Here is a 23970-nt window from a genome sequence, read left to right as displayed (position 1 = left end):
CAAAGAAGGGGATTGATCTGGTGCATTCGCTTCTGAAAAAGGTTTTTCTTGCTCCAAAAAGGAGCAAAAACGTCAACAAACTCTGATTTATCGACAAGGTGCAACTGATTCGCGTCAAACTGGTTGCACCTTGTTCATTTTGTTGCATAGGATTCGCGCCCAAGGTGCAACCGTCTTTGCGACTGGGGCATCGGCTGATGGCTTTCCTGGGGAAACATCAGTCATAAATGCGCGGCTCGCCCGACCGTCTTCCAAGCGTTATCGTTTGGCGGCGTGGGGCAGTGACCGCCGCACCATAAAAACAAAGCCAGGGCGTTACTCATGAGTGCAAGCAATCCAACCCTGATCACGTTCGTGATCTACATCGCGGCAATGGTGCTGATCGGCTTCATGGCCTATCGCGCCACCAACAACCTTTCCGACTATATTCTTGGCGGCCGCAGCCTGGGCAGCGTGGTGACCGCGCTTTCCGCCGGTGCTTCCGACATGAGTGGCTGGTTGCTGATGGGCCTGCCGGGCGCCATCTACATGTCCGGCCTGTCCGAGAGCTGGATCGCCATCGGCCTGATCGCCGGTGCCTACCTGAACTGGCTGTTCGTGGCCGGTCGCCTGCGGGTCCAGACCGAGCACAACGGTGACGCGCTGACCCTGCCGGACTACTTCTCCAGCCGTTTCGAAGACAAGAGCGGCCTGCTGCGGATCATCTCCGCGGTCGTGATCTTGGTGTTCTTCACCATCTACTGCGCCTCCGGCATCGTCGCCGGTGCCCGCCTGTTCGAAAGCACCTTCGGCATGTCCTACGAGACCGCCCTGTGGGCCGGCGCGGCAGCGACCATTGCCTACACCTTCGTCGGTGGCTTCCTGGCGGTGAGCTGGACCGACACCGTGCAAGCCACGCTGATGATCTTCGCCCTGATCCTCACGCCAATCATCGTGCTGCTGGCCACCGGAGGCGTGGACACCACCTTCCTGGCCATCGAGGCCAAGGACCCGACCAGCTTCGACATGCTCAAGAACACCACCTTCATCGGCGTTATCTCGCTGATGGGCTGGGGCCTGGGCTACTTCGGCCAGCCGCATATCCTGGCGCGCTTCATGGCCGCCGATTCGGTCAAGTCGATCGCCAAGGCCCGCCGCATCTCCATGACCTGGATGATCCTGTGCCTGGGCGGCACCGTGGCCGTGGGCTTCTTCGGGATCGCCTACTTCTCGGCGCACCCTGAAGTGGCCGGCCCCGTGACCGAGAACCCCGAGCGGGTGTTCATCGAGCTGGCCAAGCTGCTGTTCAACCCGTGGGTGGCCGGTGTGCTGCTGTCGGCCATCCTGGCGGCGGTCATGAGTACCCTCAGCTGCCAGTTGCTGGTGTGCTCCAGCGCCCTGACCGAAGACTTCTACAAGGCCTTCCTGCGCAAGCACGCTTCCCAGCGGGAGCTGGTATGGGTCGGCCGGGCCATGGTGCTGGTGGTGGCCCTGGTTGCCATCGCGATGGCTGCCAATCCGGAAAACCGCGTACTGGGCCTGGTGAGCTACGCCTGGGCCGGTTTCGGCGCCGCCTTCGGCCCTGTGGTGCTGATCTCGGTGTTGTGGAAAGGCATGACCCGTGACGGTGCGCTGGCCGGTATCGTGGTTGGTGCCCTGACCGTGATCCTGTGGAAGCACTTTGCCCTGCTGGGTCTGTACGAAATCATCCCGGGCTTCCTCTTCGCCAGCCTGGCAATCGTTCTGGTGAGCAAGTTGGGTGCACCGAGCGCCGGCATGGTCCAGCGCTTTGAGGCAGCCGAGAAGGACTTCAAGCTCAATCAGTGAGTGCGAAGGTCTGGCCCTGATTCCCCAGGGCGTTGAAGAACGGCCCGCTGCGTTAGCGCAGCGGGCCGTTTTTTTGGCCTGCTGTAGCCGCTGGCGCAGGCGGCGAGCGAACGTGGCGCTCTTGGGGGAGCAGGAGTGCGTCTGGAGATCGCCAGGCAAGGCCCTGCGGCCCTTTGCGCAGCCTCGCCAAGGCTCGACAGCGGCTACAGCTGGTATCGAGCCGTGGCGGGCGCGGCTCAGTGCAGTTCAGCGTCGGGCTGGTTGAGGAAGATCAGCACGCCGAGGATCGCCATGTAGAACTTGAACGCCGCTTCCTGGCCGTTCCAGGTGGCGGACTGCCACATCATGAACCACTCGCCGCCTACCACCATGAAGCCGAAGAACCAGACGCAGAAGCCCAGGCAGAAGCCGGCGATGGCCCAGTGCTTGGCGCGATTGAAGTCGCTGGCGGTGCTGTATCGGGAGCGCCACAGGCGAGCCGCGCCGAGCAGCAGCAGGATGCCGGTCGCGGCCTCGCCGGCGATGATCAGCCAGTAGCCGGCATTCCACAGCAGCGGTTGGGTGAGGGCCCGGCCGGTGGCGCTGTTGCCGGGGAATACGCTGTCCATGCTCAGCACGTGCTGGACGAAGGCGAAGTTGGAACCGTAGTCGCTGATGTTGTTGTAGGCCACCAGCAGGGCGAAGGCGGCGACCGCGAGGGTCATGGTGATTTTTGCGTAGCGCACGAGCATGTCAGGGTCCTTTGATAGGGGAGCGATCCTTGGGGGGGAGGGGGATCCTGGGAGGATGTAGCGAGGTGCAGCTTAGTGGCCGGGGCCAGCAGCGACAAGGGCCCGCCCCGGGCAGGCGGGCCAGTCGGGAATCAGGCTTGCTGCAGGGCCTGGTCCAGGTCCTCGAGCAGGTCCTCGATGGCTTCGATACCCACCGAGAGGCGGATCATTTCCGGCTTGACCCCGGCCTTGGCCTGTTCCTGTTCGTTCATCTGCCGGTGGGTGGTGGAGGCTGGATGGCAGGCCAGGGACTTGGCGTCGCCGATGTTCACCAGGCGCTTGAAGATCTGCAGCGCGTCATAGAACCGCACGCCGGCTTCGTAGCCACCCTTGAGGCCGAAGGAGAGGATGGCCGACGGCTTGCCCTGCATGTATTTGCGCGCCAGTTCGTGGTGCGGGTGGTCTGTCAGGCCGGCGTAGCTGACCCAGGCCACCAGTGGGTGAGCCTTGAGGAACTGCGCCACCTTCAGCGCGTTGTCGGTGTGGCGCTCCATGCGCAGGGCCAGGGTCTCCAGGCCTTGCAGCAGCAGGAAGGCATTCATCGGTGCCAGGGCCGCGCCGGTGTTGCGCAGGGGGACGGTACGGGCCCGGGCGACAAAGGCTGCGGGCCCGAACTTCTCGGTGTAGACCACGCCGTGGTAGGCCGGCTCTGGGGTGTTGAGGCTGGCGAACTTCTGCGGATGTTCGGTCCAGGGGAAGTTGCCACTGTCGACGATCACTCCGCCCAGGGCGTTGCCGTGGCCGCCCACATACTTGGTCACCGAATGCACGACGATGTCGGCGCCGAACTGGATCGGCTTGCACAGGATCGGCGTGGCCACGGTGTTATCCACCATCAGCGGCACGCCCCGGGCGTGGGCGACTTCGGCCAGCCCCTCGATATCGACGATGTTGCCTGCCGGGTTGCCGATGCTCTCGCAGTACACCGCCTTGGTGTTGTCGTCGATCAGTTCGGCGATGGCCTCGGGCGAGTCGTCGCGGGCAAAACGCACCTCGACGCCGAAGCTCGGCAGCAGGTGGGCGAACAGGGTGTAGGTGCCGCCATACAACTGTGGAGTGGAGACGATGTTGTCGCCGGCCTGGGTCAGGGTCTGGATCGCATAGTGGATGGCGGCGCTACCGGCCGATACCGCCAGTGCCGCGACCCCGCCTTCCAGGGCGGCGATGCGCTGCTCCAGCACATCGTTGGTGGGGTTCATGATCCGGGTGTAGATATTGCCGGGCACATCGAGGTTGAACAGGTCGGCACCATGCTGGGCATTGTCGAACTCGAAGGCGACGTTCTGGTAGATCGGCACGGCCACGGCCTTGGTGGTGGGGTCAGACTTGAATCCATGGTGCAGCGCAATCGTTGCGTCTTTCATAAATTCTCAACTCAGTAGCAGTCCATTAATGAGCACAGCCAGGCAGGGTCGTGCCCGTACAGCAGTCAGTGGTCCCTTGTGTCTGAGTCGCCAGCAACCGCTTGGTATGCCTGCTGCTGGCCGCAGCAGGCGCGTCAGTGTCCAACAGGCGTGGCGGATGGGCAAGACGCCAGCCATGTCGGGGCCAAATGCGATGGCCTGTCCTGACGCGGTCCCTGGCACAGGGTAAACTTGCACGCCTGCGCAGGAGCAACCATGAACTATCGTCACGCCTTCCATGCCGGCAATCATGCCGACGTCTTCAAACACCTGACCCTGACCCGCCTCATCGCCCTGATGTCGCGCAAGGAACAGCCGTTCGCCTACATCGACAGCCATGCCGGCATCGGCCTGTACGACCTCAAGGGCGACCAGGCGACACGCACCGGCGAGTACCTGGAAGGCATCGCCCGGTTGTGGGGCGCCGATGACCTGCCCGAGCTGACCGCCGACTACATGCGTGTGCTGCGCCGGCTGAACCCGGATGGCGAACTGCGTTATTACCCCGGTTCGCCGGAGCTGGCGCGGCGCCTGATGCGCAACCAGGACCGGGCGCTGCTCAACGAGAAACACCCCGAGGACGGTTTGCTGCTCAAGGACAACATGAAGGGTGATCGCCGGGTGGCGGTGCACCTGGGCGAGGGGTGGCATGTGGCCCGGGCGTTGCTGCCGGTGGCGGAGAAGCGTGCGGTGATGCTGATCGACCCGCCGTTCGAGCAACTCGATGAGATGCAGCGTTGCGCCGCCTCGATGAAGGAAGCCATCGGTCGCATGCGCCAGACCGTGGCGGCCATCTGGTACCCGGTCAAGGACCAGCGCGCCTTGCGCCGTTTCTACCAGGACCTGGCCGGCACCGGTGCGCCTAAGCTGTTGCGAGTGGAGTTGCTGGTGCATCCGCTGGATACGCCCAACAGCCTCAACGGCTCGGGCCTGGCCATCGCCAACCCGCCGTGGGGCCTGGAAGAAGAACTGCGCGAGCTACTGCCCTGGCTGGCGCAAAAGCTCGGCCAGACCCAGGGCGGCTGGCAGATGGACTGGCTGATCGCGGAATAACAGCGGCAAGTTGTAGCCGCTGCCGAGGCACGAGGTTGCGATGGGCTGCGAAGCGGCCCCGAAGGGCACGCCTCGCAGCATCGTCATGGGTCAGATCGGGCAGGTCACCCCAGTGCCACCGATACCGCAATAACCTTCGGGGTTCTTGGCCAGGTACTGCTGATGATAGGCCTCGGCGAAGTAGACGGTCGGCGCCTCCTCGATCTCGGTGGTGATACTGCCCAGGCCGGCCTTGTTCAGTTCGGCCTGGAACACGTCCTTGCTGTGCAGGGCCTGTTCCAGCTGAGTCGGGTTGGTGGCGTAGATCACCGAGCGGTACTGGGTGCCGATATCGTTGCCCTGGCGCATGCCCTGGGTCGGGTTGTGCAGTTCCCAGAACATCGCCAGCAGTTGCTGGTAGCTGACCTTCTCTGGCTCGTACACCACCAGAACCACTTCGGTATGCCCGGTCATGCCCGAGCAGACTTCTTCGTAGGTCGGGTTCGGGGTGAAGCCCCCGGCATACCCCACGCAGGTGCTGAACACCCCTTCGCGCTGCCAGAAGCGTCGCTCTGCGCCCCAGAAGCAGCCCAGGCCAAAGATTGCGAAATCCACATTGCCCGGGAATGGGCCCAGCAGGGGGTTGCCGTTGACGAAGTGCTCCTCCGGGACAGTCATGGGGGTTTCACGGCCGGGCAGAGCTTGTTCTTTGGTTGGAAGCACGTTTTTGTTCACCAGAATTTCCGAGCGCAAGACCATGTCGCAGTCCTCCAGTCAGTGGGGTAGTGGTTATTCAGACCAGCAGTTTGCCCGAGTGTTGCCGCGCTGTCAGGCAATTGGGCCGCGAGGATAACGCTTGAGCTTGGCAATCAGTTCGGTACCGGGAATTGGCCGGTCGAACAGGTAGCCCTGACCGACGTCGCAGCGATGGCGGCGCAGGAATGCCAGTTGCTCGGCGGTCTCGATGCCTTCGGCGACCACCTTGATCTTCAGGTTGTGGGCCATGGCGATGACCGCGGAGGTGATCTCCATGTCGTCCTGGTTGTCAGGGATGTCGTGGATGAAGCTGCGATCGATCTTGATGATATCGATGGGGAATTTCTTCAGGTAGCTCAGGGACGAATAGCCGGTGCCGAAGTCGTCCATGGCCAGGGTCAGGCCGAGCTTCTTCAGTTGTTCGAGCTGCTGGTGGGTGTCATCGGTGGCTTCCAGCAGCAGGCCTTCGGTCAGCTCCAGTTCCAGCAGCGAGGAGGGCAGTTGTTCTTCCTTGAGGATGCTGGCGATGGAGGCGACCAGGTCGGGATCGGAGAACTGCTTGGGCGACAGGTTGATGGCCACGTGCAAGTTGCCCATGCCGGCGGCCGTCAGTTGCTTGCTCATGCGGCAGGCCTGGCGGGCGATCCATTTGCCGATGGGAATGATCAGCCCGGTCTCTTCCGCCACGCTGATGAACTGGTCCGGGCGGATCATGCCCTTCTCCGGGTGGTTCCAGCGCAGCAAGGCCTCCATGCCCAGCAGGCGGCCGCTGCGCAGGCACAGCTTGGGCTGGTAGAACACATCCAGTTCGTTCTGGGTCAGGGCCCGGCGCAGGTTGTTCTCGACGAACAGCTTGTAGCTGGCTTCGGCATTGAGTGCCTCGGTGAACACCTGCACCTGGTGCTTGCCGTTCGCCTTGGCCTTGTGCAGGGCCAGGCCGGCGTTGCGCATCAGGGTCTGGGGGTCGCGACCATGCAGTGGTGCACTGGCCAGGCCGACGGAACCGGTGACGCTGATCAGCTGGTTGTCGACGAACATCGGCTTGTCCAGGGTCATCAGCAGCTGGCTGGCGATCTGCTGGCCGGTTTCCAGGTCGGTGTTGTCCAGCAGCACGGCGAACTCGTTGCTGGCAAAACGCGCCAGGCTGCCGCTGGGGCTCAGGCTGTTGCGCAGGCGTCGGGCCAGGCTGATCAGCAGCTTGTCGCCGGTCTGGTGACCGAGGCTGTCGTTGATGCGCTTGAAGTTGTCGATGTCCACCAGCAGCAGGCTGATCGGGGTATCGCTGTCTCGGGCGAAGCGCTCGTCCAGGTTGCGGATGAACGCAGGGCGATTGCCCAGGTTGGTCAAGTTGTCGGTGTAGGCCAGGCGCTCGATGCGTTGCTGGGCGAGCTTGGTCTGGGTGATGTCTTCGTAGATGCCGATGTAGTGGGTCAGCTCGCGGTTGTCGCCATAGACCTTGGAAATCGACAGCTGGCCCCAGTAGGGCTCGAGGTTCTTGCGCCGGCTCTTGAACTCGCCCTGCCAGCTGTTGCTCTTGGCCAGGCTGGAAGGGGCATCGAACAGCAGTTCGCTGAGGTTTTCCAGGGCCGGTAATTCCGACAGGCGGTGACCATGGACTTCCTCGGTGCTGTACTGGGTGATCGCCGTGAAACTGGGGTTGACGTACTCCACCACGCCATCGCAGTTGACCAGCAGGAAGGCGTTGGCGCTCTGCTCCACGGCCCGCTGGAACAGGTGCAGGGCACTGGTGGCCGCGCGTCGGTTGTGGTTGTTGATCACCTGGGCGAACTGGTCCGCCAGCTCGCCGGCAAAGGCGATCTCGTCCGACTGCCAGGCCCGGGTCGTACCGGTCTGTTCCAGGCACAGCACGCCGACTACCTGCCCGTCGATGCGAATGCTGGCGTCGAGCATGGCGTTCACGTCCCGTGGGCGCAGGCTCTCGGCCATCTCCCGGGTGCGCGGGTCGCGCATGGCGTTCTGGGCGTCGATGGCACGGCAGCTGTGCAGGGCTTCCAGGTAATCGGGGAACTGGCTGGCGTCGATGGTCGCGGGCAGTTGGTATTCCTGGGTGGCGTGATGATAGGCGGCGATCGGCACCAGTTGCTGGTCTTCCAGGTTCCAGATGCTGGCGCAGTCGATCTGGTAGATGTCGCAGGCGCTGCGGGTGATCAGCTCGGCGGCTTCTTTCAGGGAGTTGCCAGTGCTGTAGCGCTGGCGGGTCAGCAGCAGGATCAGGTCCTGTTGAGCCCTGACCCGTTCCAGGTGCTGCAACTGTTCCTGCTGCGCCCGCTGGTTGAGTTCCAGGGCGATCTGCAGGCGGCTGTTCTGGGTTTCCAGGTCCAGGGTCGGTGCTGGCGAGGTGTTGCTGAACAGCCCTTCGACGACCAGCAGGTAGCCACGCAACAGGTGCCGGTTGTGCTGTTTGTAGGCTTCGCCCAGCTCCAGGATGCTCAGGGGGCCCTGGCTGGTGTGCAAGGTATAGCGGATCAGGTAATGGGGGCTGCCGGTCAGTTGCTGTTGGATGTTGTCGTGCAACTGATAGCGCGCCTCGGGCTCCATCAGGCTGGCATAGGGTGAGCCGACCAGGGCGCAGAGTTCGACGGCAGGCAGGCCGAACTGGCGTTCGCAGTTTGGATCGAGAAACAGCAGGGCCCAGCTTGCTTCATTCAGCCGTTCGAAACGCAACATGCCGAGCCGCGAGGGCACAGGCAACTGCGTCACTACCTCGGCCACCATACGGCTGGCGGCATCGGGTTGGCTTTTCATGGGGAAACTCGCTTCGAAATTGCTGATCGCGCCGGGCTCACGCCCTCTTTACTGTTGCCTGCGGCAAGGTTGCATCATGACGCATCGACTGACAAGTAAGATGAAGGCTAAGTGCTATAAACCTGTATCGGCAGGCAGAGGGATTTCTGCAGGTTACTTTGTGCCGGCTGCACCGCGGGTGGCGATGGTGGGTCGACGGCGTTCTACCGGCAAAAAAAGCCCCGCCAAATTGACGGGGTTGAGGTACGAGCGTGGCGCTCGAAAAGGCTGCGTTACCGGCCCTCCTGCGACAGGAGGGCCGGCTCGCGAGTTACAGCAGGATGGTGCGGATGTCCGCCAGCAGGTCGCTCAGGCGCTTGGTGAAGCGCGCGGCGGCTGCGCCGTTGATCACCCGGTGATCGTAGGACAGCGACAGCGGCAGCATCAGCTTCGGCTGGAAGGCCTTGCCGTCCCAGACCGGCTGGATGGTGGCCTTGGAAACACCGAGGATCGCCACTTCCGGCGCGTTGACGATCGGCGTGAAGCCGGTGCCGCCAATGTGGCCGAGGCTGGAGATGGTGAAGCAGGCGCCCTGCATCTCGTCCGCGGAGAGCTTCTTGGTCCGGGCCTTTTCCGCCAGGGAAGCGGCCTCGGCAGCCAGTTGCAGCAGGCTCTTCTGGTCGACGTTCTTGATCACTGGTACCAGCAGGCCATCCGGGGTGTCCACGGCGAAGCCGATGTTCACGTACTTCTTGCGGATGATCGCCTTGCCACTCGGGGCCAGGGAACTGTTGAAGTCCGGCAGTTCCTTGAGCAGGTGTGCGCAGGACTTGAGCAGCAGCGGCAGGACGGTCAGCTTGACGCCGGCTTTCTCGGCCACGGCCTTCTGGGCAACGCGGAAGGCCTCCAGCTCGGTGATGTCGGCGGAATCGAACTGGGTCACGTGAGGCACGTTCAGCCAGCTGCGGTGCAGGTTGGAAGCGCCGACCTGCATCAGGCGGGTCATGGCCACTTCTTCGATTTCACCGAACTTGCTGAAGTCCACGGCAGGGATCGGCGGGATGCCGGCACCACCGGTCGCGCCGGCGGCTGGAGCTTCCTTGGCCTTCTGCATCATGGCCTTGACGTAGGCCTGCACGTCTTCCTTGAGGATGCGACCGTGGGGGCCGCTGGCGCTCACGGCGTTCAGCTCGACGCCGAACTCGCGGGCCAGTTGGCGCACGGCCGGGCCGGCGTGGACCTTGGCACCTGGCTTGGCAGGCGCTGCAGCTGCAGCGGCGACCGGTGCTGGTGCGGCCGGAGCGGCTTCGGCCTTGGCTGGCGCAGGGGCAGCAGCCGGAGCTGGAGCAGCAGGCGCCGGAGCGGCAGCCGGGGCAGCGCCCTTGACCTTGAGCTTGAGGATCAGGTCGCCGGTGCCGACTTCGTCGTCCAGCTTGATCAGTACGCTTTCCACGATGCCGGCGGCAGGCGATGGGATTTCCATGCTGGCCTTGTCGGATTCGAGGGTGATCAGCGACTGGTCGGCTTCGACGCTGTCGCCGGCCTTGACCATGACTTCGATGATCTTGGCCTTGCCGGCCGAGCCGATATCCGGAACGTGGATATCCTGCACGCTGTCGGCCGCCGCTGCCGCAGGAGCGGCAGCCGGGGCAGGCGCAGCGGCGGCAGCTGGAGTAGCGGCCTGGGCTGGAGCGGCGGCAGGCGCCGCGCCACCGGCCACTTCCAGGTCCAGGATCAGGTCGCCGGTACCGACTTCATCGTTGAGCTTGACGCTGATGGCCTTGACCACGCCGGCGGCAGGCGATGGGATTTCCATGCTGGCCTTGTCGGACTCGAGGGTGATCAGCGACTGGTCGGCCTCGACGCTGTCGCCGACCTTGACCTGAAGTTCGATGATCTGGGCCTTGCCCGAGGAGCCGATGTCCGGCACGTGTACTTGCTGCACCGACGCGGTCGCTGGGGCGGCGCTTGGTGCGGCGGCAGCCGGTGCTGGTGCCGGGGCAGGCGCTGCCTCGGCCTTGGGCGCGGCGGCAGGCGCAGGGGCCGCAGCAGCGGCGCCCTCGACTTCCAGTTCCAGCAGTTCGTCGCCTTCTTTCAGGCGGTCGCCCAGCTTCACTTTAACGCTCTTGACCACACCGGCACTTGGCGCAGGGATTTCCATGCTCGCCTTGTCCGATTCCAGGGTCAGGATGCTCTGGTCGGCTTCGATGCGATCGCCGACTTTTACCATCAGTTCGATTACTTCACCTTCACCGCTGCCGATGTCAGGTACGCGAATGAGTTCGCTCACAAAAAGTCTCCTCAGCAGTCCAGTGGGTTGCGTTTTTCCGGGTCGATGCCGAACTTGGCGATGGCCTCGGCCACCACTTTGGGTTCGATGTCGCCACGGTCAGCCAGGGCTTCCAGGGCTGCCAGCACCACGAAGTGACGGTCGACTTCGAAGAAGTGACGCAGTTTCTTGCGGCTGTCGCTGCGGCCGAAACCGTCGGTGCCCAGTACCTTGAATTCCTTGGATGGGACCCACTGGCGGATCTGTTCGGCGAACAGCTTCATATAGTCGGTGGAGGCGATGACCGGACCCTTGCGGCCGTTCAGGCACTCTTCGACGTAGCTCAGCTTGGGTTTCTGGCCCGGGTGCAGGCGGTTGCTGCGTTCCACGGCCAGTCCGTCACGGCGCAGCTCGTTGAAGCTGGTCACGCTCCAGACGTCGGCGGCGACGTTGAATTCGTCACGCAGGATCTTCGCCGCTTCGCGGACTTCGCGCAGGATGGTGCCGGAGCCCATCAGTTGCACGTGGTGCGCGGCTTCGCGGGTGTCTTCCTCCAGCAGGTACATGCCCTTGATGATGCCTTCCTCGACACCTTCCGGCATGGCCGGCTGCTGGTACGACTCGTTCATCACGGTGATGTAGTAGAAGACGTCCTGTTGCTCTTCGGTCATCTTCTTCATGCCGTCCTGGATGATCACCGCCAGCTCGTAGCCGTAGGTTGGATCGAAGGTGCGGCAGTTCGGGATGGTCCCGGCAAGCATGTGGCTGTGACCGTCTTCGTGCTGCAGGCCTTCACCGTTGAGGGTGGTGCGGCCGGCGGTACCGCCGATCAGGAAGCCGCGGGTACGGCTGTCGCCAGCGGCCCAGGCCAGGTCGCCAATACGCTGGAAGCCGAACATCGAGTAGAAGATGTAGAACGGCAGCATCGGCTGGTTGTGGCTGGAGTAGGAAGTACCGGCAGCGATGAAGGAGCTCATGGCGCCCGCTTCGTTGATGCCTTCCTCGAGGATCTGGCCCTTCTTGTCCTCCTTGTAGAACATCACCTGGTCCTTATCGACTGGCTCGTAGAGCTGGCCGACGGAGGAGTAGATGCCCAGTTGGCGGAACATGCCTTCCATGCCGAAGGTACGGGCTTCGTCCGGGATGATCGGCACGATGCGCGGGCCGATTTCCTTGTCCTTGACCAGTTGCGCCAGGATGCGCACGAAGGCCATGGTGGTGGAGATTTCGCGATCGCCGGAACCGTCGAGGATGGCCTTGAGGGTATCGAGCGACGGGGTCGGGACACTGAAGCTCATGGCGCGGCGTTGCGGTACGAAACCGCCCAGCGCGGTGCGGCGCTCGCTCAGGTAGCGGGCTTCGGCGCTGCCGGCTTCCGGCTTGAAGAACGGCAGGTGTTCCAGGTCTTCGTCCTTGACCGGGATGTCGAAGCGGTCGCGGAACAGCTTCAGGCTCTCGACATCGACCTTCTTGGTGTTGTGCGCGGTGTTCTTCGCTTCGCCGGCACCGGTGCCATAACCCTTGATGGTCTTGGCCAGGATGACAGTCGGCTGCTCTTTGTGGTTGACCGCCTGGTGGTAGGCCGCATAGACCTTGTACGGGTCGTGGCCGCCGCGGTTGAGTTTCCAGATCTCGTCGTCGGACAGATCGGCAACCATCGCCTTGAGCTCAGGGGTGTTGAAGAAGTGCTCGCGGACGAACGCACCGTCCTTGGCCTTGTAGTTCTGGTACTCGCCGTCGATGACTTCGTCCATGCGACGCTGCAGGATGCCGTCGACGTCCTTGGCCAGCAGTGGGTCCCAGAAACGGCCCCAGATGACCTTGGTGACATTCCACTGGGCGCCGCGGAACACGCCTTCGAGTTCCTGGATGATCTTGGCGTTGCCACGAACCGGGCCGTCCAGGCGCTGCAGGTTGCAGTTGATGACGAAGATCAGGTTGTCCAGCTTCTCGCGGCCGGCCAGGGAAATGGCGCCCAGGGCTTCCGGCTCGTCGCACTCGCCGTCGCCCAGGAAGCACCAGACCTTCTGCTTGCCGGCCGGGATGAAGCCACGGGCTTCCAGGTACTTCATGAAGCGTGCCTGGTAGATCGCCTGGATCGGGCCCAGGCCCATGGATACGGTGGGGAACTGCCAGAAGTCGGGCATCAGCCATGGGTGTGGATAGGACGACAGGCCGTTGCCATCCACTTCCTGGCGGAAGTTGTTCATCTGTTCTTCGCTGATGCGGCCTTCCATGAAGGCGCGGGCGTAGACGCCAGGGGAGGTGTGGCCCTGGAAGTAGATCAGGTCGCCGCCGTGCTCGTCGGTCGGGGCCTGGAAGAAGTAGTTGAAGCCGATGTCATACAGGGTGGCGCTGGAGGCGAAGCTGGAGATGTGACCGCCCAGGTCGGAATCCCTCAGGTTCGTGCGCATCACCATGGCCATCGCGTTCCAGCGCACCAGCGAGCGAATGCGGCGTTCCATGAACAGGTCGCCAGGCATGCGTGCTTCGTGGGTGACGGGAATCGTGTTGCGATACGGAGTGGTGATGGCGTAGGGCAGTTGCGAGCCGCTGCGGGTCGCGAGTTCGCCCATGCGGGTCATCAGGTAGTGGGCGCGGTCTTCGCCTTCTTTGTCGAGAACCGATTCCAGGGCGTCCAGCCATTCCTGGGTTTCGACGGGATCGAGGTCTTGCATGGCTTGCTCCAGGGCGGAAAGGCTTCCAGAATCGGTTGCCTGAGTTTGCGACTGGCCTTGTGGGCAGACGATTATGAATTCTTGGATTGCTGGCGGTTGCTCCAGCGATGTGTAGTTTTACTACAAATCATCGGCCGTTTCAGCCTTTCGAATGTATAGACGAGTAGTAAAACTACAGAAGAATGGCTCGTGGCCTCCTGCTGTGTTGTGAGAATAATCGTTACTCTTGGTCAATGAATGACGCAGATAGATGGTGGGTTGATGCTCGCTGCTAAAATTTCTCCATTTACAGCTATTTCTAACTTTTGTTCGACAGTCCGTTGCTGCTTGTCCTCCACCTCTCCCTCAGCTCGCATTTCCACGCCCATCAAGGATAGCCCATGAGCCTGCCCTCGCTTGCCCAAGTCCCCGCGATTCTCCTGCCGCTGGTCAGCCGTGCGGAGCAGTCCTTTCGCAGTGCGGCAGCAGCCCTGGAGGGGGACATCGGGGTGACGGACTGGAGTGCCGAGCGCTGGGCCGAATTCGCCCGGGTCGGTGCCGCCAGCGACTTCGTCGTTGAGCAGAGCCTGCGTGACCCTTTGATGTTGCTGGAGCTGGTGCGTTCCGGTGAACTGGATCGCGGCTTCGCTCCGGGTGAGTTGTGCGCGCAGATCGCGGCCGCGGTGCAGGTGGCCGAGACCGAAGACCAGCTGGGACGAGTGCTGCGACGTCAGCGTACGCGGCAGCAGGTGCGGATCATCTGGCGCGACCTGACGCGCCAGGCGGACCTGGTGCAGACCTGCCGGGACCTTTCCGACCTGGCCGACGCCAGCATCGACCAGGCCTACCAATGGTTGTACCTGCGGCATTGCCAGCAGTTCGGCGTGCCCACCGGTCATCGCAGTGGCGAGCCGCAACAGATGGTCATCCTGGGCATGGGCAAGCTGGGGGCGGTGGAGCTCAACCTGTCGTCGGACATCGACTTGATCTTCGCCTACCCCGAGGGGGGCGAGACCGTCGGGGCCAAGCGTCCGCTGGACAACCAGGAATTCTTCATCCGCCTGGGGCAGCGCCTGATCAAGGCCCTGGACCCGATGACCGTCGACGGTTTCGTGTTTCGCGTCGACATGCGCCTGCGACCCTACGGTTCCTCCGGTGCGCTGGTCCTGAGCTTCAATGCCCTGGAACAGTACTACCAGGACCAGGGGCGCGACTGGGAACGCTACGCGATGATCAAGGCCCGGGTGGTGGCCGGGGACCAGGCTGCCGGTGCCCAATTGCTCGATATGCTGCGTCCCTTCGTCTACCGCCGCTACCTGGACTTCTCGGCCATCGAGGCGCTGCGCACCATGAAGCAGCTGATCCAGCAGGAAGTGCGGCGCAAGGGCATGGCCGACAACATCAAGCTGGGGTCGGGCGGTATCCGCGAGGTGGAGTTCATTGCCCAGGCCTTCCAGTTGATCCATGGCGGTCGCGACCTGAGCCTGCAGCAGCGTCCTCTATTAAAGGTGCTGGGCACCCTGGAAGGTCAGGGTTACCTGCCGCCGGCCGTGGTCAGCGAGTTGCGCGAGGGCTACGAGTTCCTGCGTTATACCGAGCACGCGATCCAGGCCATCGCCGATCGCCAGACCCAGATGCTCCCTGACACCCCGCAGGACCAGGCCCGAATCGCCTTCATGCTGGGGTTTGCCGACTGGGCGGCCTTTCACGAGCGGCTGATGCATTGGCGGGCCCGGGTGGAATGGCATTTCCGCCAGGTGATCGCCGACCCCGATGAAGACGAAGGGGCGCAAAGCGAGGTCGTGGTGGGAGGCGAATGGCTGCCGCTGTGGGAGGAGGCCCAGGATGAGGAGGCCGCCTGCCGCCAGTTGCAGGAGGGTGGTTTCGTCGACGCACCCAAGGCGTTGCGAGCCCTGGCCGGCCTGCGTGGCAGCCCGCAGTTGCGGGCCATGCAGCGCCTGGGACGTGAGCGTCTGGACGCCTTCATTCCGCGCCTTTTGGCCCAGGCGGTGGAGCATGCCAGCCCGGACCTGGTGCTGGAGAGGGTGTTGCCCCTGGTCGAAGCCGTGGCTCGACGTTCGGCCTACCTGGTGCTGCTGACCGAGAATCCCGGTGCCTTGCGACGTCTGCTGACCCTGTGCGCGGCCAGCCCCTGGATTGCCGAGCAGATCACTCGTTTCCCGCTGTTGCTGGATGAGTTGCTCAATGAAGGGCGGTTGTTCAAGCCGCCCCTCGCGCCGGAACTGGCGGCCGAGTTGCGCGAGCGCTTGACGCGGATTCCCGAGGATGACCTGGAGCAGCAGATGGAGGCGCTGCGTCACTTCAAGCTGGCTCACCGCTTGCGGGTAGCGGCCTCGGAAATCGCGGGCAGCCTGCCCTTGATGAAGGTCAGTGACTACCTGACCTGGCTGGCCGAGGCGATCCTGGAGCAGGTGCTGGCCCTGGCCTGGCGCCAGACCGTGGCCCGGCACGGTGCGCCACTACGCGCCGATGGCACCCTGTGCGATCCGGGTTTCATCATTGTCGGTTATGGCAAGGTTGGCGGGATCGAGCTGGGCCATGGTTCCGACCTGGACCTGGTGTTCATCCATGACGGTGATCCACAGGCTGAAACCGACGGGCCCAAGCCCATCGATGGTGCGCAGTTCTTCACCCGGCTCGGGCAACGCATCATCCATTTGCTGACCACCCAGACCAACTCCGGCCAACTCTACGAAGTCGACATGCGCCTGCGGCCATCCGGTGCCTCGGGCTTGCTGGTCAGTTCCCTGGGGGCCTTTGCTCGCTACCAGGAGAATGAGGCCTGGACCTGGGAGCACCAGGCGCTGGTGCGGGCTCGGGTGCTGGTGGGCAGCCAGGATGTCGGCCAGGCTTTCGAAAAGGTGCGGGCCGCCGTGCTGGGCAGGGCTCGTGACCTGGCCAAGCTGCGGCAGGAGGTCAGCGAGATGCGGGCCAAGATGCGCGACAACCTGGGTAGCCGGCTGACGGCTGCCGGCACCGCAGCCAATGCCTTCGAGGCCACGGCGCCGTTCGACCTCAAGCAGGACGCCGGAGGTATCGTCGATATCGAATTTATGGTGCAATACGCGGCCTTGGCGTGGTCCGAAGAGCATCCGTCATTGCTGCGCTATACCGATAACATCCGCATCCTGGAAGGCCTGGAGCACGTCGGACTGATGTCGGCGAGCGATGCCAGCCTGCTGCGCGAGGTCTACAAGGCCTACCGCTCTGCCGCACACCGGCAGGCGTTGCAGAATGAGGCTGGAGTCATCACCGGCGATCAATTCGTGACCGAGCGGCGGGAAGTGTTGCGGATCTGGCGCGAGCTGGGGCTAAGCTAGGCGGCCTGACAGGGGCCACCATGTACTCGGCGGGCATTGCGGCTCGCCCAAACTGAACCGACGGCGAAGGCCGCGGTGCTGGATTCTCGAGGCGGGGAGGCATATGCCTCCCCGGCTCGTTTATGGAAACCACATGAATATTCTGATCGTTGGGCCCAGTTGGGTCGGTGACATGGTGATGGCGCAGACACTCTTCGAGTGCCTGAAGCAGCGTCATCCACAATGCGAGATCGACGTGCTGGCCCCCGAGTGGAGTCGCCCGATTCTCGAACGCATGCCCCAGGTGCGTCGGGCCTTGAGCTTTCCTCTGGGACATGGCGCCCTGGAGCTGGCAACCCGCCGTGGCATTGGCAAGTCCCTGGCCGGCCAATACGATCAAGCCATCCTGCTGCCCAACTCGCTGAAGTCGGCGCTGGTGCCGTTCTTTGCCGGCATCCCCAAGCGCACCGGCTGGCGTGGCGAGTTCCGCTACGGCCTGCTCAACGACGTGCGCAAGCTTGATAAAGAACGCTATCCGCTGATGATCGAGCGTTTCATGGCCCTGGCCTATGAACCGGGCGCCGAGTTGCCGCAGCCTTATCCCCGGCCGAACCTGCAGATCGACCCGCAAAGTCGCGAGGCGGCCCTGGCCAAGTTCGACCTGACCCTGGATCGCCCGGTCCTGGCGCTGTGCCCCGGGGCGGAGTTCGGCGAGGCCAAGCGCTGGCCCTCCGAGCACTACGCCCAGGTAGCGGAGGCCAAGATCCGCGAAGGCTGGCAGGTCTGGCTGTTCGGTTCGAAGAACGACCATGGCGTGGGTGAGGAGATCCGCGGCCGGCTGATCCCCGGGTTGCGTGAAGAATCGGTCAACCTCAGTGGCGAGACCTCACTGGCCGAGGCCATCGACCTGCTGTCCTGTGCCCATGGCGTGGTGTCCAATGATTCCGGACTGATGCACGTGGCCGCCGCGCTGAATCGCCCGCTGGTAGCGGTGTACGGCTCCACCTCGCCGGGCTTCACCCCGCCCCTGGCCGACCAGGTGGAGGTGGTGCGCCTGGGGATCGAGTGCAGTCCGTGCTTTGACCGCACCTGCCGCTTCGGCCATTACAACTGCCTGCGCCAGTTGATGCCGCAGTCGGTGAACGAGGCCCTGCAGCGGTTGCAGGGCTCCGTGGTCGAGGTCCAATAAGTTGCGGGTACTGTTGATCAAGACGTCCTCCCTGGGTGACGTGATCCATGCATTGCCGGCGCTGACCGATGCGATGCGGGCGATCCCGGGAATCAAGTTTGACTGGGTGGTGGAGGAGGGGTTCGCCGAGATTCCCACCTGGCACCCGGCGGTGGGCAAGGTGATCCCGGTGGCGATCCGTCGCTGGCGCAAGAACATCTGGCAAACCTTCAAGAGCGGCGAGTGGCGCCGCTTCAAGCAGAACGTGCGTTCGACCAAGTACGACCTGGTGATCGATGCCCAGGGCCTGCTCAAGAGTGCCTGGCTGACCCGCTATGTGCGTGCCCCGGTGGCGGGGCTGGACAAGCACTCGGCCCGCGAGCCCATGGCCTCGCGTTTCTACACCCGGCGCCTGGCGGTGGCCCGTGGGCAGCACGCCGTGGAGCGGGTGCGCCAGCTGTTCGCCGTGGCCCTGGGCTATGACCTGCCCCAGGGGCTGGGCGACTACGGCCTGAATGTCGAGAAGCTGGTGGAACTGCCGCGCAAGAACCCTTTCGTGCTGTTTCTGCACGGCACCACCTGGGACACCAAGCACTGGCCCGAGGCCTACTGGCGCGAGCTGACCGAACGCATGGGCATGCTGGGGGTCGAGGTCAAGTTGCCCTGGGGCAATGCTGCCGAGAAGGCCCGGGCCGAGCGCATCGCCAGCGGCCTGAGGAATGCCACGGTGCTGCCCAGGCTGAACCTGGCCGGCGTTGCCCGGGTCCTGGCTGATGCCCAGGCCTGCGTGGCCGTGGATACCGGGCTGGGGCACCTGGCCGCCGCCCTGGATGTGCCGACCATCTCGTTGTTCGGCCCGACCAATCCGGGGCTGACCGGCGCTTATGGCCGGGTGCAGATCCACCTGGGGAGCGACTTCCCCTGTGCCCCGTGCCTGCAGAAACAATGCACCTACCAGCCGACTGCCGTGGATCGGCAGCGGTTCGACCTCAAGCGCGAGTGGCCGCTGTGCTTCACTCGCCTGAATCCCGAGCGTGTCGCCAGCCGACTGAGCACCTTGTTACTGGCTGAGGAGCCGCGCTGATGCAATTGGCTTTTGTCCTTTATAAGTATTTCCCCTTCGGTGGCTTGCAGCGCGACTTCATGCGCATTGCCCTGGAGTGCCAGCGCCGTGGCCACCAGATTCGTGTCTACACGCTGATCTGGGAGGGTGAAGTCCCCCCGGGTTTCGAGGTGCTGGTGGCGCCGGTCAAGGCGCTGTTCAACCATCGGCGCAATGAAAAGCTCAGCGCCTGGATGGAGGCCGACCTGGCCAAGCGCCCGGTGGACCGGCTGGTGGGTTTCAACAAGATGCCGGGGCTGGACGTCTACTACGCCGCCGATGGATGTTTCGAGGACAAGGCGCAGAACCTGCGGCACTCCCTGTACCGTCGCTGGGGCCGCTACCGGCACTTCGCCGAGTACGAACGGGCCGTGTTCGCCAAGGAGGCCAAGACCGAGATCCTGATGATCTCCGAGGTCCAGCAGCCGCTGTTCATCAAGCACTACGACACTCCGCTGGAGCGCTTCCATTTGTTGCCGCCGGGGATTGCCCAGGACCGGCGGGCGCCGGCCAATGCGGCCGAGATCCGGGCGGATTTCCGTCGCGAGTTCAACCTCAAGGACGACGACTTGCTGCTGGTGCAGATCGGCTCCGGGTTCAAGACCAAGGGCGTGGATCGCAGCCTCAAGGCCCTGGCGGCACTGCCATCCGCACTGAAAAAACGCACCCGGCTGTTTGTAATCGGCCAGGACGACCCCAAGGTATTCCAGGTGCAGAGCGCCGCGCTGGGCCTGGGCGACCAGGTGCAGTTCATGAAGGGTCGCAGCGATATCCCGCGCTTCCTGCTGGGGGCCGACCTGTTGATCCACCCGGCCTACAACGAAAATACCGGCACCGTACTGCTGGAGGCCCTGGTGGCCGGGCTGCCGGTGCTGGTGAGTGCGGTCTGCGGTTATGCCCATTACATTGCCGAGGCCCAGAGCGGCCTGGTGCTGGACGAGCCACTGGAGCAGGCGCAGCTCAATCAATACCTCACCACCATGTTGACCGACGATGCTGCACGCGCGACCTGGAGCCGTAATGGCCTGGCGTTCGCCGAGACGGCCGACCTCTACAGCATGCCGCAGCACGCTGCGGATGTGATTCTGGCGGAGCAACACCGATGAAGTTGATGCTTGCCGAACCCTTCAAGAGCCTCTGGGCCGGACGTGACCCGTTCACTGCCGTCGAAGAGCTCGAGGGCCAGGTCTATCGCGAGCTGGAAGCGCGCCGTACCTTGCGTACGGAAGTCGACGGCCGCGGGTATTTCGTGAAGATCCATCGTGGTATCGGCTGGGGCGAGATCGCCAAGAACCTGGTCACCGCCAAGCTGCCGGTACTGGGTGCCGGCCAGGAGTGGCAGGCCCTTGAGCGCCTGCACCAGGCCGGTGTGCCGACCATGACTGCCGTGGCCTATGGCGAGCGTGGCGCCAATCCGGCGAACCAGCATTCGTTCATCGTCACCGAAGAGCTGGCGCCGACCATCAGCCTGGAAGACTTCAGCATCGATTGGGTCAAGCAGCCGCCCGAGCCTGCGCTCAAGCGTGCGCTGATCGCCGAAGTGGCGCGCATGACCGGCACCATGCACCGCGCCGGGGTCAATCACCGCGACTGCTACATCTGCCATTTCCTGTTGCACACCGACCGGCCGATCACGCCCGAGGGGCTCAAGCTGTCGCTGATCGACCTGCATCGCGCCCAGACCCGGCCGAAGATCACCTTGCGCTGGCGCAACAAGGATCTGGCGGCCCTGTACTTTTCTGCCCTGGACATCGGCCTGACGCATCGCGACAAGCTGCGTTTCCTCAAGGGGTACTTCCAGCAACCGCTGCGGCAAATCCTTGCCGAGGAAGCCGCGCTGCTGTCCTGGCTCGAGGGCAAGGCCGACAAACTCTACGCTCGCAAGCAACGGTACGGAGATGCGCTCTGATGGCTAGCTGGAACCTGGACCCTGCCTATCAGGCATTGGCACAAGATTTCGGCAGTCTGGAAGCGGTGTTCTCCCTCAAGGGCGAGCACCTGACTCGTGATCCGCTGTCCGAGGTCATCCGCGTCGAGCGTGGCGGCGTCAACTATTACGTCAAGCGCTACACCGGTGCCGGCAAGAACCTGCGGCGCTACCTGGGCAAGCCCCGGGTCAAGTTCGAGTGGCAGAACCTCAAGCGTTTCGCCAAGTGGGGCATCCCCACCGCCGATGTCGTGGCCTGGGGCCTGGAGCGTCGCTGCCTGGCCTACTCCCGGGGGGCGATGATCACCCGTGAGCTGCCGCGGACCGAGGACCTGTCGGTGCTGGCCGAGCGCAATGACCCGCGACTCAAGGACCGGGGCTGGGTCGATGGCGTCAGCCGGCAGCTGGCGACCCATACCCGCATCATGCATGACCATCGTTTTACCCATAACGATTTGAAGTGGCGCAACCTGCTGGTCGATGACCAGGCCCGGTTGTACCTGATCGACTGCCCGAACGGCGATTTCTGGCGTGGATTCTGGCTCAAGTACCGGATCACCAAGGACCTGGCCTGCCTGGACAAGGTGGCCAAGTATCATCTTTCGGCTACCCAGCGCCTGCGTTTCTACCTGCAGTATCGCCAGCGCGATCGCCTGACTGCGTCCGACAAGGAGCGCATTCGCCACGTGGTGAGATTTTTCGAGGGACGTGAATGACTGATTTCCTGGCGTCCGAGGAGCGTGCGCTGCTGGAGCGCAACGGCCTCGGCACTTTCGAGCAGCTGTGGGCCAGGCAACTGGATGCGGTGGACGAGCCCAATACCGGTCGTGGCGGCTACAGCAGCGTGTATCGCCTGGATGTGGAAGGGCATGGGTTCTACCTCAAGCGGCAGACCAACTACCTGACCCGTACCTTGCGCCATCCTTTCGGTGAACCCAGCTTCTCTCGCGAGTTCCGCAATATCCGGCGCTACCAGCAACTGGGCATTCCGGCCTTGCAGGCGGTGTTCTTCGGCATGCGCAAGGTCAATGGCGAGTCCCGGGCGATCCTCCTGACCCGGGCCCTGGATGGCTGGGACGACCTGGATGCGCTGCTGGCGCAATGGGAGCAGCTTGCCGTGCCACAGCGCCAGGCCGTGCTCGAGGCCTGCGGCCGTTTGGCCCGCCAACTGCATGGTTTGCGTCAGGTGCACGGTTGTTTTTATCCCAAGCATATTTTCCTGCGTCAGGAAGGTGCCGGTTACCAGGCACAGTTGATCGACCTGGAGAAGACCCGGCCATTGCTGTTCGGTCAGCGTGATCGGGTCAAGGATCTCGAACCCCTGTTGCGCCGGGCCTCGGTGTGGAGCACCGAAGAGGTGCGCTGCCTGCTGGCGACGTATCTGGACCAGCCGCAGGACAGTTCCTTGCTGGACGCCTGGGTCGCCCGTCTCAGTGCCCGCAGCAGCCATAAGGAAACCCGTTGATGCATTTGTCCGAGCTGAAGCATGCCGGGCGCAATCCGGCGCTGCCCCTGAGCCTTGCGCTGGCGGACGCCGCCGGCCCGGCGCAGTTGCAACTGCTGAGCCTGTTGCGGGTGTTGCCAGGGCAGCGGTATGTCGGCGCCGGGGTCTGGCGCGGACGTACGGTGCTGGCCAAGTTGCTGGTCGGGCCCAAGGCGGCGCGGCATTTTCAGCGCGAACTGCAAGGCGTACGCCTGCTGGCTGAGCAAGGGCTGACCACGCCGCTGCTGCTGGCCGACGGTTTGCAGGAGGGGGAGGGCGGCTGGCTGCTCTTCGAGTTCTTGGAAGGGGCGCAAAGCCTTGGCGAGGCCTGGAACCAGGTGCAAGCACTGCCGGTGCTGGCCGATGAACAGACCCAGGTGCTGGCCGAGGCGCTGGGGGCAATCGCCCGGTTGCATGCCAGGGGCCTGTGGCAGGAAGACCTGCACCTGGACAACCTGCTGCGTCACGACGGCCAATTGCACCTGATCGATGGTGCGGGTATCTGCGTCGAAGAGGCAGGCAAGCCCCTGTCCCGGCCCAAGGTCCTGGAGAACCTCGGGGTGTTCTTCGCCCAGTTGCCCAAGAGCCTGGAGCCGTTCACCGAAGAGTTGCTGGTGCATTATCTGCTGAGCAATGCCGAGCATGCCCTGCCCCTGGAGGCCCTGCAGAAGCAGGTGGACAAGGTACGTACCTGGCGCCTGCGGGACTTCCTGGCCAAGATCGGTCGTGAATGCACGCTGTTCAGCGTGCGTCGCGGGCCTTTCGCCCTGCGGGCGATCCGGCGTGAGGAAGAGGCGGCGATGTTGCCGGTGCTGGAACAGGCCGACGCCCTGCTGGATCAGGGGCACCTGTACAAGACTGGCGGCGCGGCGAGTGTCGGTCGGGTCGAGGCCGGCGGTCGGACCCTGGTGCTCAAGCGCTACAACATCAAGGGCGTTGCCCACTGGCTCAAGCGTTTCTGGCGCCCGAGCCGTGCCTGGCACTCCTGGCGCGAAGGCAATCGCCTGGCGTTCCTGGGGATTGCCACGCCCAAGCCCCTGGCGGTATTGGAGCAGCGGTTCCTCTGGCTGCGTCGACGTGCCTACCTGGTGACCGAGTACCTGCCGGGCCCGGACATCATCGAGCGTTTCGCTCCGTTCGTTGCCAGCGGCGAGGCCCCGGAGCTTGAGCTGCAGGCACTGGATCGGTTGTTTGCCGACTTGATCAGGGAGCGCATCAGCCATGGCGATCTCAAGGGGCACAACCTGTTCTGGCAAGAGGATCGCTGGGCGCTGATCGACCTGGACTCCATGTGCCAGCACGGCAGTCTCGCCAGCTTCTCTGCGGCGTACGCCCGTGATCGCGCGCGCTTCATGCGCAACTGGCCAGAAAGCAGCAATTTGTATCAAGTGATTGATCAACGTTTGCCCAGGACTGTCCAGGCTGTCGAGGCCTGATCTGCGACTTGTGGTCGCTGCCACCGCCACGACAAGCCCTGGAAGGCCTTCCAGGGTAGTGGCGGCAACAGTGCGGGCGCGCCGGACGCAGTCCGG

16 protein-coding genes are annotated in these 23970 nt (G+C 63.8%); 10 read left to right on the top strand and 6 right to left on the bottom strand.

The features are described 5' to 3' along the window. The first annotated feature begins 321 nt into the window (after positions 1 to 321). Positions 322 to 1806, top strand: coding sequence for a sodium/proline symporter PutP (gene putP, locus LGQ10_RS16615; RefSeq protein WP_226522597.1), 1485 nt, complete (start codon positions 322 to 324; stop codon positions 1804 to 1806). 236 nt (positions 1807 to 2042) lie between these two features. Here the strand turns inward: putP and LGQ10_RS16610 are convergent, their stop codons facing one another. Then, positions 2043 to 2537, bottom strand: a complete 495-nt coding sequence (locus LGQ10_RS16610; RefSeq protein WP_058437866.1) for a DUF2165 family protein — start codon at positions 2535 to 2537, stop codon at positions 2043 to 2045. A gap of 131 nt (positions 2538 to 2668) precedes the next feature. Then, positions 2669 to 3940: an O-acetylhomoserine aminocarboxypropyltransferase/cysteine synthase family protein gene (locus LGQ10_RS16605; RefSeq protein ID WP_058437869.1), complete on the bottom strand. Its 1272-nt coding sequence runs from the start codon at positions 3938 to 3940 to the stop codon at positions 2669 to 2671. 255 nt (positions 3941 to 4195) lie between these two features. Between LGQ10_RS16605 and LGQ10_RS16600 the strand changes: the two genes are divergently transcribed. Next, positions 4196 to 5032: a 23S rRNA (adenine(2030)-N(6))-methyltransferase RlmJ gene (locus tag LGQ10_RS16600; RefSeq protein WP_226522596.1), complete on the top strand. Its 837-nt coding sequence runs from the start codon at positions 4196 to 4198 to the stop codon at positions 5030 to 5032. Between the two features lie 90 nt (positions 5033 to 5122). Here the strand turns inward: LGQ10_RS16600 and msrA are convergent, their stop codons facing one another. The 4 genes from msrA to aceE all read right to left on the bottom strand — a co-directional run bounded on the left by msrA (position 5123) and on the right by aceE (position 13459). Then, positions 5123 to 5770 (bottom strand): peptide-methionine (S)-S-oxide reductase MsrA, encoded by a 648-nt coding sequence (gene msrA / locus LGQ10_RS16595; RefSeq protein ID WP_058437773.1) that lies wholly within the window; start codon positions 5768 to 5770, stop codon positions 5123 to 5125. Between the two features lie 69 nt (positions 5771 to 5839). Next, entirely contained in the window at positions 5840 to 8533 is a 2694-nt protein-coding gene (locus LGQ10_RS16590; protein ID WP_226522595.1) for an EAL domain-containing protein, read from the bottom strand. Between the two features lie 310 nt (positions 8534 to 8843). Continuing rightward, positions 8844 to 10802, bottom strand: a complete 1959-nt coding sequence (aceF, locus tag LGQ10_RS16585) for a dihydrolipoyllysine-residue acetyltransferase (protein WP_226522594.1) — start codon at positions 10800 to 10802, stop codon at positions 8844 to 8846. 11 nt (positions 10803 to 10813) lie between these two features. Further along, positions 10814 to 13459, bottom strand: coding sequence for a pyruvate dehydrogenase (acetyl-transferring), homodimeric type (gene aceE, locus LGQ10_RS16580; RefSeq protein ID WP_226522593.1), 2646 nt, complete (start codon positions 13457 to 13459; stop codon positions 10814 to 10816). Between the two features lie 380 nt (positions 13460 to 13839). Here aceE and glnE point away from each other — a divergent pair, with 380 nt between their 5' ends. The 8 genes from glnE to LGQ10_RS16540 all read left to right on the top strand — a co-directional run bounded on the left by glnE (position 13840) and on the right by LGQ10_RS16540 (position 23874). Next, on the top strand, positions 13840 to 16779 hold the full coding sequence (gene glnE / locus LGQ10_RS16575; RefSeq protein ID WP_226522592.1) for a bifunctional [glutamate--ammonia ligase]-adenylyl-L-tyrosine phosphorylase/[glutamate--ammonia-ligase] adenylyltransferase: 2940 nt from the start codon (positions 13840 to 13842) through the stop codon (positions 16777 to 16779). A 133-nt stretch (positions 16780 to 16912) separates the two neighbouring features. After that, positions 16913 to 17947 carry a lipopolysaccharide heptosyltransferase II gene (gene waaF, locus LGQ10_RS16570; RefSeq protein ID WP_058437220.1) on the top strand — a complete coding sequence of 345 codons (1035 nt, stop codon included), beginning with the start codon at positions 16913 to 16915 and terminating at the stop codon, positions 17945 to 17947. Position 17948: 1 nt separating this feature from the next. After that, the gene (gene waaC / locus LGQ10_RS16565; protein ID WP_058437219.1) at positions 17949 to 19010 is read left to right on the top strand and encodes a lipopolysaccharide heptosyltransferase I; all 1062 of its coding nucleotides are present in this window, start codon (positions 17949 to 17951) and stop codon (positions 19008 to 19010) included. Then, positions 19010 to 20134, top strand: a complete 1125-nt coding sequence (locus LGQ10_RS16560; RefSeq protein WP_226522591.1) for a glycosyltransferase family 4 protein — start codon at positions 19010 to 19012, stop codon at positions 20132 to 20134. Before waaC ends, LGQ10_RS16560 begins: the two co-directional genes overlap by 1 nt. Beyond that, the gene (rfaP, locus tag LGQ10_RS16555) at positions 20131 to 20937 is read left to right on the top strand and encodes a lipopolysaccharide core heptose(I) kinase RfaP (RefSeq protein ID WP_058437411.1); all 807 of its coding nucleotides are present in this window, start codon (positions 20131 to 20133) and stop codon (positions 20935 to 20937) included. Before LGQ10_RS16560 ends, rfaP begins: the two co-directional genes overlap by 4 nt. Next, entirely contained in the window at positions 20937 to 21671 is a 735-nt protein-coding gene (locus LGQ10_RS16550) for a lipopolysaccharide kinase InaA family protein (protein WP_226522590.1), read from the top strand. Before rfaP ends, LGQ10_RS16550 begins: the two co-directional genes overlap by 1 nt. After that, positions 21668 to 22420, top strand: coding sequence for a lipopolysaccharide kinase InaA family protein (locus tag LGQ10_RS16545; protein ID WP_058437409.1), 753 nt, complete (start codon positions 21668 to 21670; stop codon positions 22418 to 22420). The genes LGQ10_RS16550 and LGQ10_RS16545 overlap by 4 nt, the downstream gene beginning before the upstream one ends. Continuing rightward, a complete protein-coding gene (locus LGQ10_RS16540) occupies positions 22420 to 23874 on the top strand; it encodes a lipopolysaccharide kinase InaA family protein (RefSeq protein ID WP_226522589.1) in 1455 nt (484 codons plus the stop codon). The genes LGQ10_RS16545 and LGQ10_RS16540 overlap by 1 nt, the downstream gene beginning before the upstream one ends. The last annotated feature ends 96 nt before the right edge of the window (positions 23875 to 23970 follow it).

Source organism: Pseudomonas sp. L5B5 (genome assembly GCF_020520285.1).
Taxonomy (GTDB): Bacteria; Pseudomonadota; Gammaproteobacteria; order Pseudomonadales; family Pseudomonadaceae; genus Aquipseudomonas.
Note: the sequence above shows the minus strand (reverse complement) of the source record. Positions and strands in the feature narration are given on the sequence as shown.

Bases quoted from the DNA above. Each gene is read 5' to 3' on its own strand.
- putP (WP_226522597.1), top strand. From the start codon at position 322: ATGAGTGCAAGCAATCCAACCCTGATCACGTTCGTGATCTACATCGCG.
- LGQ10_RS16610 (WP_058437866.1), bottom strand. From the start codon at position 2,537: ATGCTCGTGCGCTACGCAAAAATCACCATGACCCTCGCGGTCGCCGCC.
- LGQ10_RS16605 (WP_058437869.1), bottom strand. From the start codon at position 3,940: ATGAAAGACGCAACGATTGCGCTGCACCATGGATTCAAGTCTGACCCC.
- LGQ10_RS16600 (WP_226522596.1), top strand. From the start codon at position 4,196: ATGAACTATCGTCACGCCTTCCATGCCGGCAATCATGCCGACGTCTTC.
- msrA (WP_058437773.1), bottom strand. From the start codon at position 5,770: ATGGTCTTGCGCTCGGAAATTCTGGTGAACAAAAACGTGCTTCCAACC.
- LGQ10_RS16590 (WP_226522595.1), bottom strand. From the start codon at position 8,533: ATGAAAAGCCAACCCGATGCCGCCAGCCGTATGGTGGCCGAGGTAGTG.
- aceE (WP_226522593.1), bottom strand. From the start codon at position 13,459: ATGCAAGACCTCGATCCCGTCGAAACCCAGGAATGGCTGGACGCCCTG.
- glnE (WP_226522592.1), top strand. From the start codon at position 13,840: ATGAGCCTGCCCTCGCTTGCCCAAGTCCCCGCGATTCTCCTGCCGCTG.
- waaF (WP_058437220.1), top strand. From the start codon at position 16,913: ATGAATATTCTGATCGTTGGGCCCAGTTGGGTCGGTGACATGGTGATG.
- LGQ10_RS16560 (WP_226522591.1), top strand. From the start codon at position 19,010: ATGCAATTGGCTTTTGTCCTTTATAAGTATTTCCCCTTCGGTGGCTTG.
- rfaP (WP_058437411.1), top strand. From the start codon at position 20,131: ATGAAGTTGATGCTTGCCGAACCCTTCAAGAGCCTCTGGGCCGGACGT.
- LGQ10_RS16550 (WP_226522590.1), top strand. From the start codon at position 20,937: ATGGCTAGCTGGAACCTGGACCCTGCCTATCAGGCATTGGCACAAGAT.
- LGQ10_RS16545 (WP_058437409.1), top strand. From the start codon at position 21,668: ATGACTGATTTCCTGGCGTCCGAGGAGCGTGCGCTGCTGGAGCGCAAC.
- LGQ10_RS16540 (WP_226522589.1), top strand. From the start codon at position 22,420: ATGCATTTGTCCGAGCTGAAGCATGCCGGGCGCAATCCGGCGCTGCCC.